Genomic DNA, 14203 nt, shown 5'->3' with positions numbered 1-14203 from the left:
GAGCAGGTGGTTGTCCGCATACATGGCTCTACGGCCAGCACGCCCGCTTGGATGCGGGCGATGAACCAGCGCGCGGTGCTCGACTTCCTGCGCCGCTGCGGGCCGGCGACCCGGCCGCAGGCGGTGGTCGACACCGGCCTGTCCAAACCGACCGTCGGGTTCGTGCTCAAGGCGCTCGAAGCGGCCGGGCTGATCCGGTCGGCCGGGACGATCACCACGCTCGCCGGGCGCACGGCGCCGCTCTACGAAGCCGACCCCGGCGCCGGCTACGTGCTGGGCATCGACGTCGGGCACCACTACATCCGCGCCGCCGTCTCGGACCTCGGCCGGACCGTGGTCGCGCGGCGCGACGAGCCGAACCGGGCGTTCTCCGGCGGTGAGCTGGTCGCCGTGGTCGCGCGGATCGCGGCCGACACGATCGCCGCCGCCGGGCTCACGCCCGCCGAGATCATGGTCAGGGTGATCGGCTCGCCTGGTGTCGTCGATCCGGTCAACCGGTGCTTCCGGCACTCGCCCAACCTGCCGGGCTGGGACCGCCCGGGGCTGCTCGACGAGCTGGAGACCGCGCTCGGCGCCGACGTGCTGGTCGAGAACGACGCGAACCTGGCCGCCGTCGGCGAAGGGGAGAGCGGCGCGGCGCGCGGGACCAAGGTGTTCGCCTGCCTCACGGTCGGCGCGGACTCCGGGCTGGGCCTGATGGTCAACGGCCGGGTGTTCCGCGGGGCGACCGGGGCGGCGGGCGAGATCGGCTACCTGCCGCACGAAGAGGACCGCCCGCTGCATCAGCGGCTGGCGTACACCGTGGCTTCCGTGGCGGCCGTCGTCGATCCGGAGCTGATCGTGCTCGCCGGCCGGATGGGCAGCGACGAGGAGCTGCCGCTCGAGTCGGTCGAACGCTCGCTGCGCTCGCTGACCCCGTACCAGCCGACCGTCGTCGAGGGCGAGCTCGGCGCCGACGGCGTGCTGGTCGGCGCGATCAGCGTCGGCGTACGGGCCGCCGAGAACCTGGTCTTCGAGCGCTGGGTGGCCGAGAACTAGCCGAAGCCCGAAAGCCACTTTCGTCAGGTGTGATAGCCCGAAAGCCACTTTCGTCAGATGGGATCTGACGAAAGTGGCTTTCGGGCTTTTACCGGCCAGGGATCAGCTGAGGGTTACTGCCGCGTCGTCGATGACGAAGGACGTCTGGAGGGACGCGTCTTCGACGCCGGTGAACTTCAGCGAGAGGGTCTGCCCGGCGGCCGACGAGACGTCGATCGTCTTGAGGACGTACCCGGCGGCCGCGTTGACGTTGGAGTACGTCGCCAGCGTGGTCGACCCGTTCGCGACGGTCAGCTTGTCGTAGACCGTGCTGCCCGTCTCGTTGGTGTCGATGTGCAGGTAGAACGTCAGCGTCGCGTGGCAACCCGCCGGGATGGCGACCGACTGCGCGAGCGTGTCGGTGTGGCTACTGCCGTAGCCGTCCAGCCAGGCGTTCTGGGTGCCGCCGCGTGCGGGCTGGTCGGGGCCGTTGGCGCCGATGACGCCGCTGGACGCGGTCCAGCCGGTGCTGCCGGACTCGAAGCCGCCGTTGGTCAGCTTCTGGCCGCTGCAGGTCGGGTTCGAGGTGCCGACGGTCCAGGTGAACGAGGCCGAGCCGGTCTTGTTCGCCGCGTCCTTGGCGGTCACCGTGACGTTCGAGGTGCCCGCGGTGGTCGCGGTGCCCGAGATGGTGCCGGTGGAGGCGTTGATCGACAGGCCTGCGGGCAGCCCGGTCGCGGTCCAGCTGTACGGCGCGGTGCCGCCGCTGGCCGAGAGGGGCAGGTTGACGGCCGAGCCGGTCACGGTGGACTGGTTGCCCGGGTTCGAGACGGTGACCGTGCCGGTCGCGGAGCACGTCGGGTCACCCGACTGCGCCGGAACGCTGACGGCGTCCCACGCGGCCTTGACGGTGTTGAACTCGGTGCAGCTGCCGGGGAAGAGGTTCTTCGCCGCGGTCAGCGTCCAGGTGCGGTACTTCAGGTACGAGGCGCCGCTGGTCTTGATCAGCATCGCGTTGTAGAAGATCTTCAACGCGCTCTGCACACCCAGACCGGTGATCGAGGTGTTGTTGCAGGTGGTGCTGGTCGGCTGGCCGTTGGTCGGGTTGGTGCCCTCGGCGAGCAGGTAGAACCAGTGGTTGCCGGGGCCCGCGGCCGCGTGCACCTCGGTGTTGGGGATCTGGCTGTCGTAGCAGTTCTTGTGACCCAGCGCCGACGGGTTGTACATGTTGCGGATCGGGCCGGAGCCGACCAGGTTGATCGTCTCGCCGATCAGGAAGTCCGGCGTGTCGTACGGCGACGACTCGTTGGCGAACCACTCGGTCGAGGTGCCGAAGACGTCGGCGACGAACTCCTGGGTGCCGGCGCCGGAGATGCCGCCGGGGGTGTGGTCGTCGATGCCGTGGCCGTGCTCGTGCGCGACGACGTCGAGCGAGCCGATCCACTGGTTGGACTGGTTGTGCCCGATCTGGATCTGGCTGCCGTCGTAGTAGGCGTTGAGGTCGTTCAGGCCGACCCGGACCGGCCAGCCGCCGCCGTTGCCGTCGAAGCTGTTGCGGCCGAGCCACTGCGAGAGCATCTTGTTCTCGGTCTGCGCGGCGAACAGCGCGTCGACGCAGCCGGTCTCGCGGCTGGTGGCGTTGCCGTTGCCCCAGGCGTCGTCGGGGCCGCTGAAGGTGGTGTTGTTCGCGGCGTCCTGGCAGCTGGTGTTGGTGATCGCCGGGTCTTTCAGCGAGTAGGTGCTACCCGAGTGCGTGGTGTCGAGGTGCACGGCGGGGCCGTTGTAGGCGCTGTTGCCGTCACCGTTCATGACGTGTTCCTGCGTGTGCAGCACGGCGCCGGTGGCGGCGTCGACCACGACGTCGAGCTTGCTGGCGCCTTCGGCGTCCTTGCCGACGACCGTGCTCTTCCAGGCGAGCGCGGGGCTGCTGCCGAGCGCGAAGGTGACGAGCTGCGGCGCGGCCGCGCTGTCCACAGTGGACAGCTGCTTGCGCGCGATGGCCTCGGCCTGCGCGGCGCTCAGCTTCGGCGTGGTGGTGGGCAGGTTGATCGCGACGTCCTGGGCCACCGACGTGCCCACGACCTGACCGGTCGAGTTCGTCGCCACCACGAAGTCGCCGCCGACGACCGGGAGACCCTTGTAGGTCCGCTCGTACGGGATGTACTTCAGCCCGTTGGTGGAGGAGATCACGTTGCGCTGGACGAAAACATCATCGTTGCTCGCGTGGAGCGCGGCGGGTTTCGCCGCGACCAGGCTCTCCGCTGCGGACACCGCCATCGCCTCGGCCGATTGGGCCGCGGCCGGTGGCTGTGCCGCCTGTGCCGCCGAAGTCGTCGCGATGGCTGCCGCCAGCACGCCGGCCGCGGCGAGTACGCCAGGACGTCTCAATTTCATCGGTGGTTCTCCTCCGGGCAGGGTGATCCGGACCCGGGGTGCCCGGGCCTGTGATCAATAGAGGTGAGAAAGGTGTTACGACGAACCGCGAACAAGAATCCGGTGTTGGCACGCGGTGAACAACCGACGAACGTATTGAACTCATTGCGTTTCGGCGATGAGTCGTGAATGTGCGACAAACAGCCGTAATAGCCCGATTCGGGCACTTGGGATGAATACAGTCCACTCTGGCCAGTGGTGCCAGCACCCGTATGGACCTGGATGTGGAGGCCACCGCGCTGACGGCCCGCGCTCGCGATGATCGTTTCATGAAAGCGAAAACGAGAACGGTCTTGGCGGCGGCACTGGCGGCGTCGTTCCTCATCCCGGCGACCGCCGAGGCGGCACCGGCCGATCGGCAGCGCGATCCGGTCCGCGCGTTAGAGCAAATGGCCCATCCACTGTGGTCTACCGAACCGGGACGGCCCACGGCCGATCTGGGCGCGCTGGGCGCGATGATCGGCAAGGCGAAGGTGGTCGGGCTCGGCGAGGCGACGCACGGCTCGCACGAGTTCTTCGCCATGAAGGAGCGGGTGTTCCGCTACCTCGTCGAGCACCAGGGGTTCACCACCTTCGCGCTGGAGATGAGCTGGTCGGCCGGGCTGAAGATCGACGAGTACCTGCAGACGGGCGTGGGTGACGTCCGCGAGGTGGCCGCCAAGAACCTGGCGGGCAGCCCGTGGGACCGCGAGGAATTCGTGAGCCTGCTGACCTGGATGCGCGCGTACAACCGCGATCACCCCGGCCGCACCGTGCACTTCATGGGCGACGACGTCGGCGCGCCCGCTATGGACGACGAGTTCTTCGAGCGGGTCACCGGCTACGTCGGCCGCGAGCATCCGGAAAAGCTGCCGCGGCTCACCGAGCTCTACACCGGACTGCGCCCGCTGGACGCATTCGCGTACGTGCGCAAGCCGGTGGCGGAACGACGGAAGCTCGCCGATCAGGCCCGGCAGGCACTCGACCTGATCAGCGGTATGAAGGACCCGTGGGTCGTGCAGAACGCGCGCTCCATCGCCCAGACGGCCGAATTCCTCACCATCGATCCGGACGACAAGGCCTCGCTGCCGGAGTTCATGCGCCTGCGCGACCGCGTGATGGCGCAGAACGTCGAGTGGTGGCAGCGGCAGGTCGGCGGCAAGATCCTGGTCTCGGCGCACAACAACCACGTCGCCTACCTCTCGAGCGACTACCCGCTGCATCCGGAGACGCAGGGGTCGTTCCTGCGCGGGGCCTTCGGCAAGGACTACCTCCCGATCGGCTTCACCTTCGACCGCGGCTCGTTCCTGTCGACGAACCAGGCCGTCGGCGGCGGGAACTGGGAGAAGTTCACGGTGGGGGCCGCGGCGCCCGGTATGGCCGAGGCCACGCTCGACAAGGTCGCGTACGAGGACTTCTACCTCGACGTCCGCGCCGCCTCCGGGAAGGCGCGCGCCTGGCTGGAGGCCCCGCACCCGACCCGGTCCATCGGCACCCAGTTCCCCGTCGAACCCGAGAACGTCAAGCTGGCCAGTGCCTACGACATCGTGATCCACCTCCACGACGTCCGGGCCGCCGCCCAGCGTTCGTGATGTTTCGTCCGTGTGAACGGACAGGTGCGCCCTGGTTCGTCCGCGCGGACGAACGGGGCCGCCCGCCCGCCACCTAGGTTCGACTGCGGGCGGGGTGTGGATCCCCGTCCCGTGTCGTGAGGAGACGGGGAATGGGGACACTTCTGCGCGGTGGCCGGGTCCTCGACCCGGCCACCGGCTTCGACGGCGTGGCCGATGTGCGGCTCGACGGTGGCAAGGTGGCCGCGGTCGGTACGGACCTGGCCGCGCCGCCGGGCACCGTTGTCATCGATGTCAGCGGGCTCGTGGTCGGGCCGGGGTTCGTGGACCTGCACAGCCATGTGCATTCGATCGCCGGGCAGCGGCTGCAGGCGATGGACGGGGTGACCACGGCGCTCGACCTCGAGGCCGGGCTGATGCCGATCGAGCGCGCGTACGCCGAGGCCGCCGCCGCCGGGCGGCCGCTGAACTACGGGTTCTCCGCGTCCTGGGGCACGGCGCGGGCGCAGGTGCTGGCCGGGATCATGCCGGACGCGCAGATCGACAGCGGGCTCGACGTACTCGGAAACCCGCGCTGGCAACGCTCTTCGTCGCCGAAGGAGCTGGCCGCCTGGCTGTCCCTTTTGGAGGGTGAGCTGGCAGGAGGCGCGCTGGGCATCGGGATCCTGATGGGCTACGCGCCGCTGACCGAACCGGCCGAGTTCCTCGCGGTCGCCCAGCTGGCCGCTCGGGCGGGCGCGCCGACCTTCACTCACGTGCGCGAGCTGATCGAGGTCGATCCGGCCACGCCCATCGACGGGTCGGAGGAGATCATCGCCGCGGCGGGCGAGACCGGCGCCGCGATGCACCACTGTCACGTCAACAGCACTTCGGGGCATCACGTCGAGCGGGTGCTGAAATCGCTCGACCGCGCGCGGCGCGAGGGTTCGCGGGTGACCGTCGAGGCCTACCCGTACGGTGCGGGCAGCACCGCGATCGGTGCGGCGTTCCTGGAGCCGGATCGCTTGCGGATGAAGGGACTTCGCGCGTCGAGTGTGCTCATGCTCGAGTCCGGCGAGCGCATCGCCGACGAGGCGCGGCTGCGGGAACTGCGCGGTCTCGACCCCGGCGCGCCGTGCATCCTCGAGTTCCTCGATGAGCGTGATCCACGCGAGAACGCGTTGCTGCGCCAGGCTTTGGCGTTTCCGGACTCGATCGTCGCCAGTGACGCGATGCCGGTGTACTGGCCGGATGGCAGCCAGGAGAGCACGAAATGGCCGCTGCCGCCTCGCGGGACCACGCATCCGCGTACGGCGGGGACGTTCTCGAAGGCACTGCGCTTGATGGTGCGCGAGGCCGGCGTGTGGACCTGGCTGGAGGCGTTCCGCCGGTGTTCCTACCTGCCCGCGCGGGTCTTGGACGACGTCGCGCCCGCGGCGCGCGGCAAGGGGCGGCTCGACGTCGGCGCGGACGCCGACCTGGTCGTGCTCGATCCCGCGAAGATCACCGACACCGCGACGTACACCGACTCGACGCGGCCTTCCGTCGGCGTCCGGCATCTGTTCGTCGGCGGGGTTCCCGTTATCTCGCAAGGAGAAATGCTCGTCGACGCGTATCCGGGCAGCGCGCTGCGGGGTGAGCCGCGATGAGCCTGCTCGACGACATCGAGACCTTGGTGCGGTGCGAGTCGCCGTCGTCGGACCACGCGGCGGTCGCCCGCAGCGCCGAGGTCGTGGCGTCGCTCGGCCGTCGGCTGCTGGGCGCCGAACCGGAGCGCATCGTCACCGGCGGTGTCACGCATCTGCGGTGGCGGTTCGGCGGTGACCCGAGGGTGCTGCTGCTCGGGCACCACGACACGGTGTGGCCGACGGGTTCGCTGGAAACGCATCCGTTCGAGGTGATCGACGGTGTGCTGCGCGGGCCGGGATGTTTCGACATGAAGGCCGGGGTCGTGATGGCGCTGCACGCCGCCGCGGCGCAGCCCGACCGAACGGGACTGTCGATCCTGATCACCGGCGACGAGGAGGTCGGCTCGCCGTCCTCGCGCATGCTCATCGAAGAGGAGGCGTGGGGCTGCGACGCGGTCTTCGTGCTGGAGGCCTCCGCTGACGGCGGCGCGCTGAAAACCCGCCGCAAGGGCACTTCCCTGTACTGGATCGAGGTCGACGGCCGCGCCGCGCACGCCGGGCTCGAACCGGAGAAGGGCTGTAACGCCGGAATCGAGATCGCGCACCAGATCCTCGCGGTGTCGCGGCTCGGTGACGCCGAGCGGGGCACGACCGTCGTGCCGACCGCGCTGACCGCGGGCACGACCATGAACACCGTCCCGGCCGCCGCGAGCGTGTCGGTCGACGTCCGTGCCTGGGACAGCGCGGAACAGGAGCGCGTCGACGCGGCGATCCGGGAACTGCGGCCGGTGCTGGACGGCACCCGGGTCCGCATTGCCGGCGGGATCAACCGGGCGCCGCTGGAAGCCGAGTCGTCACAGGCGTTGTTCGACCTGGCGTGCACGCTGGCGAAGGAATTGGGCTTGGATCCGCTCACCTCGGCCGCGGTCGGCGGGGCGTCGGACGGGAATTTCACGGCGGGCATGGGGGTTCCGACGCTCGACGGGCTCGGCGCCGTCGGCGGTGGCGCGCACGCCGACCACGAGCATGTGCTCGTCGAAGAGTTGCCTCGCCGCACCGCGTTGCTGACCGAGCTGGTGAAAACCGTGCTGGCTCAAGGTAATCCGTATCCAGCGACGAAGTCGGCCGGTGATTCTGGTGCGGGACAACGGTGACTCGCCCGGCGCGTCCCGAAAGGATGGTCAGGTGACCGAACTTGTGATGAACGCGCCGGAGCAGGCGGCGGACACCGCGGCCGCGACTTCGGGAGTGACCGTTCGCGAACTGGCCGAGGTGCCCGATCTGACCGCGGTGTGCCAGCTGTTCGACTCGATCTGGCAGCGGGAGGAGCCGGGCGCCGGGCCGGTGACACCGGAACTCCTGCGTGCCATGGTCTCGTCGGGCAACTACGTCTCGGGCGCCTTCGACGGTGGCGAACTGCTCGGCGCCTGCTTCGGGTTCTTCGGCAGCCCGGCGAAAAGCGCGCTGCACAGCCACATCGCGGGCGTTTCGGCGAAGGGCATGGGCAGGGGACTGGGGTTCGCGCTCAAACTGCATCAGCGTGCCTGGGCGCTGCGCCAGGGCGTCACCGCGATCTCGTGGACGTTCGACCCGCTGATCCGGCGCAACGCCTACTTCAACCTGACCAAGCTCGCCGCCGATCCGGCCGTCTACCTGCCGAACTTCTACGGCCGGATGCGCGACACCATCAACGGGACCGGCGACACCGACCGGCTCATGGTCACCTGGGACCTCCTGAGCGACCCGGTGTGCGCGGCGGCGTTCGGCGAGCCGCGGCGGGCGCTGCCGTCCGGTGAGCCCGTGCTGCTGGCCGATGCCGGCGGCCGTCCGGTGGTCGCGTCCGCCGACACGCCCGTGGTGCTGGTGGGGATCCCGCCGGACATCGAGGCGGTGCGCCGGGCCGACCCGGAGCTGGGAACCGCGTGGCGCGTCGCGCTGCGCGAGGTGTTGCACGGCCTGATGGCGGACGGCGCCAGGGTCGTCGGATTCGATCGTGCCGGCGGGTACGTGGTCTCGAGGGAGCAGTCGTGAAACTGACCGGTGTGGAAGTCCTGCGCGTCAGCATGCCTTTGGTGGCGCCGTTCCGTACCTCGTTCGGCTCGCAGGACGCGCGGGACATCCTGCTGCTGCGCGCGGTGACGCCGTCGGGGGAGGGCTGGGGCGAGTGCGGCGCGATGGGCGCGCCGGTCTACTCGTCGGAGTACACCGACGGGGTCGAGCACGTGCTCGAGCACTTCCTGGTGCCCGCTTTGCTGGGGGCCGGCGAGATCACCGCGAACAAGGTCGCGCCGCTGCTCGCCAAGTTCAAGGGCCACCGGATGGCCAAGAGCGTGCTGGAGATGGCGGTGCTCGACGCGGAACTGCGCGCGCACGACCTGTCGTTCGGCACCGCGCTGGGGTCCACAAAGGACAGGGTGCCCTGTGGTGTCTCGGTCGGGATCATGGACTCGATCCCGCAGCTGCTCGACGTCGTCGGCGGCTACCTCGACGCCGGGTACCTCCGCATCAAGCTGAAGATCGAGCCGGGCTGGGACGTCGAGCCGGTGCGCGCGGTCCGTGAGCGCTTCGGCGACGACATCCTGCTGCAGGTCGACGCGAACACCGCGTACACGCTCGCCGACGCCCCGCTGCTGGCCAAGCTCGACCCGTTCAACCTGCTCCTGCTGGAACAGCCGCTCGAGGAGGAGGACGTGCACGGCCACGCCGAGCTGGCCAAGCACATCCGCACCCCGATCTGCCTCGACGAGTCCGTTGTGGACGCCCGCTCGGCCGCCGACGCGATCCGGCTCGGCGCGTGCCGCGTGGTCAACATCAAGCCCAGCCGCGTCGGTGGTTACCTCGAAGCCAAGCGGGTGCACGACGTCTGCGCGGCGAACGGCATCCCGGTCTGGTGTGGCGGGATGATCGAGACCGGACTGGGCCGCGCGGCCAACGTCGCGCTCGCCTCGCTGCCCGGGTTCACCATGCCCGGCGACACGTCGGCGTCCGAGCGCTTCTACCGCCAGGACATCACCGAGCCGTTCGTGCTCGACGGCGGCCACCTGCCGGTGCCGACCGGGCCCGGACTGGGCGTCTCCCCGATCCCGGAGCGGCTCGCCGAGGTCGTCACCCGAAAGAAGTGGCTGACTTCGTAGCAGCCGACGAATCCGGTGTTAGATTTCGTCGGATCGGACCAATCGGGTCCGCTGTGACGGCGATTACGTTCGGATGGTGCTGACACCGGTGCCGGGAAAGACCCACACGAGCCTGGCGCGCGTCCTCGACGACCTCGGGGACGTGCTGCTGGAGCCTGTCGCGGGGGTCCGCGGGTCCTCCGGCGTGGGCGGCGTGGTCATTCACGACCCGTTCGACACCTCGGAGTTCCCGGCCCGCGCGATCGTGCTCGGCGTCGGCGTCCGCGAGCCCGACGAGGTGATCGACCTCCTGCGCGAGTGCGGTGTGCGGGGCGCGGCGGCGCTGGTCGTCCGCCTCCCGCTCGACCCGTCGCCCGCGGTCCGCCGCGCGGCCGAGAAGTCCGGCGTCGCGCTGCTCGGCCTCACCGCAGGCGCGTCGTGGGCCCAGCTCGCGGCGTTGCTGCGCACCCTGCTCGCCGAGGGCGACGTCGGCGGCGACGCGCAGACGCTCGGCGGGATCCCGTCCGGTGACCTGTTCGCGCTGGCCAACGCGATCGCGTCACTGCTCGACGCCCCGGTGACCATTGAGGACCCTTCGTCACGGGTGCTCGCCTTCTCCGGCCGCCAGGAGGAGGCCGACGAAGGCCGCATCGAGACGATCCTCGGCCGCCAGGTCCCCGAACGGTATACGCGAGGCCTTGAGCGCAACGGCGTATTCGAGCGGCTGTACCGAGGCACCGCGCCGGTCTACGTCGACCCGGCCGAGCAGGAGTTCGAGATGCCGGTGCCCCGCGTCGCGCTCGCGGTCCGCGCTGGCGACGAGATCCTCGGCTCGATCTGGGCCGCGGTGCCGGGGCCGCTCAGCGAGCTGCGCACCCAGGCGCTGATCGACGCGGGCAAACTCGTCGCGTTGCACATGCTGCGGTTACGCGCGGGCGCCGACGTCGAGCGCCGCCTGCGCGCCGAGCTGGTCGGCACCGCACTGGAAGGCGGAACGGCCGCGCCCGAGGCGATCGCCAGACTCGGCTTGCTCGGCCAGCCCGCGATAGTCCTCGCGATGGGCCTGGCCGGCCTCGGCGACGACGACGTCCGCCGCGTCGCCGACCGCCAGCGGATCGCGGACGCGCTGGCCATGCACCTGGGCGCGGTTCAGCCGCGCTCGGCGGTCGCGCTCGTGGGAGATGTCGCCTACGCGATCGTGCCGATGCCTGTGGCCGATTGCCGGGACCGGTCGGTCCGGCTCGCGTCCACGTTCCTGGAGCGGACCGGGCGGCGGGTCAGTGCGGCGATCGGGATCGGCCCGCTGGCACCGGACGGACCGGGCTTGCGGCGGTCGCGTGATGGCGCTGATCGGGCTTTGCGGGTGCTGCTGACGAACGGCGGCTCGCGCCGGGTGGCGACGGTCGAGGATGTGCACGTCGACGCTCTGATGCTCGAGCTGGCCGATCTGGCGGCGGCGCGGGGCGATGTCGCGGCCGGGCCGGTCGCGCGGCTGCTGGACTACGACGCTCGGCATCAGTCGCAGCTGGTGCATACGCTGCGGTGCTGGCTCGACGCTTTCGGGGACGTGGTCACGGCTTCGGCTATGGCCTTCGTACACCCGAACACTTTCCGGTACCGGTTGCGGCGGCTGGCCGAGGTCGGGGAGATCGACCTCGACGACCCGGGGCAGCGCTTCGCCGCGATGCTCCAACTACGCCTGCTGCCGCAGCCCGGGCCCGATCTCCCGACGAGCCCCGACGAGCCCTAGCGGGGACCTGAGCCTGGATGAAGGGAGCCTTCATCCAGCTATGCGTGATGAAGGGAGCCTTCATACAGCGCGGGGTGGATGAAGGGAGCCTTCATACACGCTGCGTCGTATGAGGGGAGCCCTCATACAGCTGGGTCTGTATGAGGGGAGCCTTCATCCGGCTATGCGTGATGAAGGGAGCCTTCATACAGCGCGGGGTGGATGAAGGGAGCCTTCATACAACCGGGGTCTGCCCGGGCAGTCCACAAAGGACGCCAGCGTCACCCTTCGCCCCCCGATGTCGCTTTCGCACGAGGTCGCGGGCGACCTCGGACGGAACGAACGGGGCTTGTGTGTCGCTCAGCGTCGCGAACGTGGTTTTTGTGCGTCCGGGCGGCCTGGAGCGGGGCAAGCCCAGGCCGAAGGCATGGTCCCGGTCACCGGGACTAGTGCGGACGGCCGGAAAATGCACTGACGGTTCGTGTGCTCGTACGAACCCTGACCTTCACCGGATGTTCAGACTGAACGCCACGCCTTGCGCCGCAAGGGATCCGGATGAAGGAGCCGCCGATGACGCCGGTCCAAGCGGGGAACACAGCGGAGAACACAGCCGGGAGCGAGCAGGACACGGCCGAGCTGTGGACCACCCGGCGGGTCAACCGGACCGCGTTGCTGACCATGGTCGTGATGTTGTTCGCCTGGTCGGTGGACTACGTGGACCGGTTCTCGATCAGTATGGCGCTGCCGTTGATCGGGCAGGAGTTCCAGGTCGGCAAGACCGAACAGGGCTGGCTCATCACCGTCTTCGCGCTCGTTTACATGGTTTGCCAGATTCCTGCCGGGTATCTCGCGGACCGGTTCGGGTCGCGGGGGCCGATGCTGGTCACGCTGATCATGTGGTCGGTGTTCACCGCGCTTTCGGGAATGGCGGGCACTTTCGGGCTGCTGTTGGTGATTCGCGGGTTGTTCGGGGTGTGCCAGGGATGTTTCCCGGCGGCTTCGATCAAGGCGATCGCCGAGCGGACCACGCCGGAGAACCGGGCGACCACGACCGGGGTGATGATGGCGGCCGGTGGGGTCGGGGCGGGGATCGCGCCGCTGATCGTCGGGCCGTTGCTGCTGGCCGTCGGGTGGCGGCACACGTTCGTGTGGATCGCCGCCTGCGGGGTGATCCTGGGTGTCGTGGTGTGGGCGATCCTGCCGAAGCCGCTGCCTGCCAGGCTCAGTGAGAATCGCAAGGAAACCCAAGCGCCGCAGGGAATCTCGCGTAAGCAGGTGCTGCGGTCACCGATGATCTGGAAGTTCGCGCTGCTGTTCTGCGTGAGCAACATGCTCGCCTACGGGCTGGTCACCTGGGTGCCGAGCTACCTGGTCGAGGTGCGGCACCTGCCGCTGGACCAGACCGGTGTCTACGCGGCGATCCCCATGCTGGTGGGCATCGGCACCACGATTCTCGGCGGCTGGTTGTTCGACAAGTACTTCCACGACAAGGCGCGCTGGTACCTGGCGGTGGTGTCGATCGTGACCGCCGTGCTGCTGGCGCTCATGGTCAACGCCGGCGGGACCGTCGAGTTCACCGTGTACGAGACGCTCGCCGTGGGGGTGTCGAGCCTGGCGACGATGGCCGTTTTCGGGCTTCCGCTCCGGGTTTTGCCGCCCGCGGTGGCCGGGCTGGGCGCCGGGATCATGAACTTCGGCGGGCAGGTGGCCGGTGCGATCGCACCGGTGGTCATGGGGTTGCTGGCCGATCACTTCTCGTTCACCGCCGCGTTCGGGTTCCTCATCGTCACCACCGTGCTCACCGCGGTCGTCGCCTTCTGGGTGCCGCAGCACGCGGGCCAGTTCAGCTTCCGGTAAGTCCGCAAAGGAGTTTCAGATGCACGAGATCTTGGCCCGCGCCGAGGAAGTGGGCGTCCAGGTGTGGCTGCATGCCGAGGAGGTGGACGGGCCTGGCCGGATCGGCATCGGCGAGAGCGAGCCGGTGGTGACCGCGTCGGTGTTCAAGGTGCCGATCGCGCTGGAACTGGCGCGTCAGGCCGCGGCGGGCGAACTCGACATCGCCGAGCCGGTGACCGTCCAACCTGGACACCCGACGCCGAGCCCCTATGGCCTGGCGACCTTTCAGCACGAGGTGACCATGTCGTGGGCCGACCTCGCGGTGCTCATGATCGGCATCAGTGACAACGTCGCGACCGACCTGATCCTCGCCAAGATCGGCATCCCGAAGGTCGCCGAGCTGCTCAAGACGCTCGACCTGCCCAACACGATCATCACCAGCGACTGCGCCGACCTGCTCGCGACCATCGGAGAGGACCTCGGCGAGACGTACCTCGACGACGAGCTGCTGCTCGCGAAGCTGCCCGTCGAGCGGCTGCTCAAGCTGCGTGCCTTGGACCCCAAGCAGAACCGCGGGACCACGGCCGAAGAGATCACCAAGCTGCTGAGCCTGATCTGGCGTGACGAGGCCGCGCAGCCACAAGCGTGCGCGGACGTCCGGCGCTGGCTGGGACTGCAGGTCTGGCCGCACCGGCTGCGCTCCGGCTTCCCGGACGACGCGGTCAAGGTCAGTGGCAAGACCGGCACGCTTCCGTTGGTACGCAACGAAGTCGGCGTCGTCGAATACCCGGACGGCGGCCGGTACGCGGTCGGCGTCTTCACCCGCGCCGTCGATGGCCGCGCCCGGGTGCCGGAGCGGGACGCGTTCATCGGATTCGCCGCCGCGCGGGCCGTCGGCCTGCTGCGCTCGGCCTGACA

General features: G+C 69.5%; 10 protein-coding genes. 9 read left to right on the top strand and 1 reads right to left on the bottom strand.

Annotated features, from left to right (window positions below; all coding sequences use genetic code 11):
* Nucleotides 1–51: 51 nt before the first annotated feature.
* On the top strand, nucleotides 52–1038 hold the full coding sequence (locus BLV57_RS21320) for an ROK family transcriptional regulator (RefSeq protein WP_091291367.1): 987 nt from the start codon (nucleotides 52–54) through the stop codon (nucleotides 1036–1038).
* Nucleotides 1039–1140: 102 nt separating this feature from the next.
* Here BLV57_RS21320 and BLV57_RS21315 read toward each other — a convergent pair whose 3' ends face one another.
* Nucleotides 1141–3411, bottom strand: a complete 2271-nt coding sequence (locus BLV57_RS21315) for a M4 family metallopeptidase (RefSeq protein ID WP_091291365.1) — start codon at nucleotides 3409–3411, stop codon at nucleotides 1141–1143.
* 308 nt (nucleotides 3412–3719) lie between these two features.
* On the opposite strand from BLV57_RS21315, the gene BLV57_RS21310 reads away from it, so the two are divergent.
* The 8 genes from BLV57_RS21310 (at nucleotide 3720) to BLV57_RS21275 (ending at nucleotide 14201) form a co-directional block, all read left to right on the top strand.
* A complete protein-coding gene (locus tag BLV57_RS21310; RefSeq protein ID WP_091291974.1) occupies nucleotides 3720–5021 on the top strand; it encodes an erythromycin esterase family protein in 1302 nt (433 codons plus the stop codon).
* A 131-nt stretch (nucleotides 5022–5152) separates the two neighbouring features.
* Nucleotides 5153–6628, top strand: a complete 1476-nt coding sequence (locus BLV57_RS21305; RefSeq protein WP_091291364.1) for an amidohydrolase family protein — start codon at nucleotides 5153–5155, stop codon at nucleotides 6626–6628.
* Nucleotides 6625–7761 carry a M20 family metallopeptidase gene (locus BLV57_RS21300; protein ID WP_176968736.1) on the top strand — a complete coding sequence of 379 codons (1137 nt, stop codon included), beginning with the start codon at nucleotides 6625–6627 and terminating at the stop codon, nucleotides 7759–7761. Before BLV57_RS21305 ends, BLV57_RS21300 begins: the two co-directional genes overlap by 4 nt.
* Before the next feature lie 46 nt (nucleotides 7762–7807).
* On the top strand, nucleotides 7808–8638 hold the full coding sequence (locus tag BLV57_RS21295; RefSeq protein WP_091291971.1) for a GNAT family N-acetyltransferase: 831 nt from the start codon (nucleotides 7808–7810) through the stop codon (nucleotides 8636–8638).
* Nucleotides 8635–9741, top strand: coding sequence for an o-succinylbenzoate synthase (gene menC / locus BLV57_RS21290; RefSeq protein WP_091291362.1), 1107 nt, complete (start codon nucleotides 8635–8637; stop codon nucleotides 9739–9741). Before BLV57_RS21295 ends, menC begins: the two co-directional genes overlap by 4 nt.
* A 76-nt stretch (nucleotides 9742–9817) precedes the next feature.
* The gene (locus BLV57_RS21285; protein WP_091291969.1) at nucleotides 9818–11470 is read left to right on the top strand and encodes a PucR family transcriptional regulator; all 1653 of its coding nucleotides are present in this window, start codon (nucleotides 9818–9820) and stop codon (nucleotides 11468–11470) included.
* 549 nt (nucleotides 11471–12019) lie between these two features.
* Complete coding sequence (locus tag BLV57_RS21280) at nucleotides 12020–13306, top strand: MFS transporter (RefSeq protein WP_091291967.1); 1287 nt, start codon at nucleotides 12020–12022, stop codon at nucleotides 13304–13306.
* A gap of 19 nt (nucleotides 13307–13325) precedes the next feature.
* Nucleotides 13326–14201 (top strand): serine hydrolase, encoded by an 876-nt coding sequence (locus BLV57_RS21275; RefSeq protein WP_091291360.1) that lies wholly within the window; start codon nucleotides 13326–13328, stop codon nucleotides 14199–14201.
* Nucleotides 14202–14203 lie beyond the last annotated feature (2 nt).

The sequence above is a fragment of the Amycolatopsis xylanica genome, assembly GCF_900107045.1.
Taxonomy (GTDB): Bacteria; Actinomycetota; Actinomycetes; order Mycobacteriales; family Pseudonocardiaceae; genus Amycolatopsis; species Amycolatopsis xylanica.
Note: the sequence above shows the minus strand (reverse complement) of the source record. Positions and strands in the feature narration are given on the sequence as shown.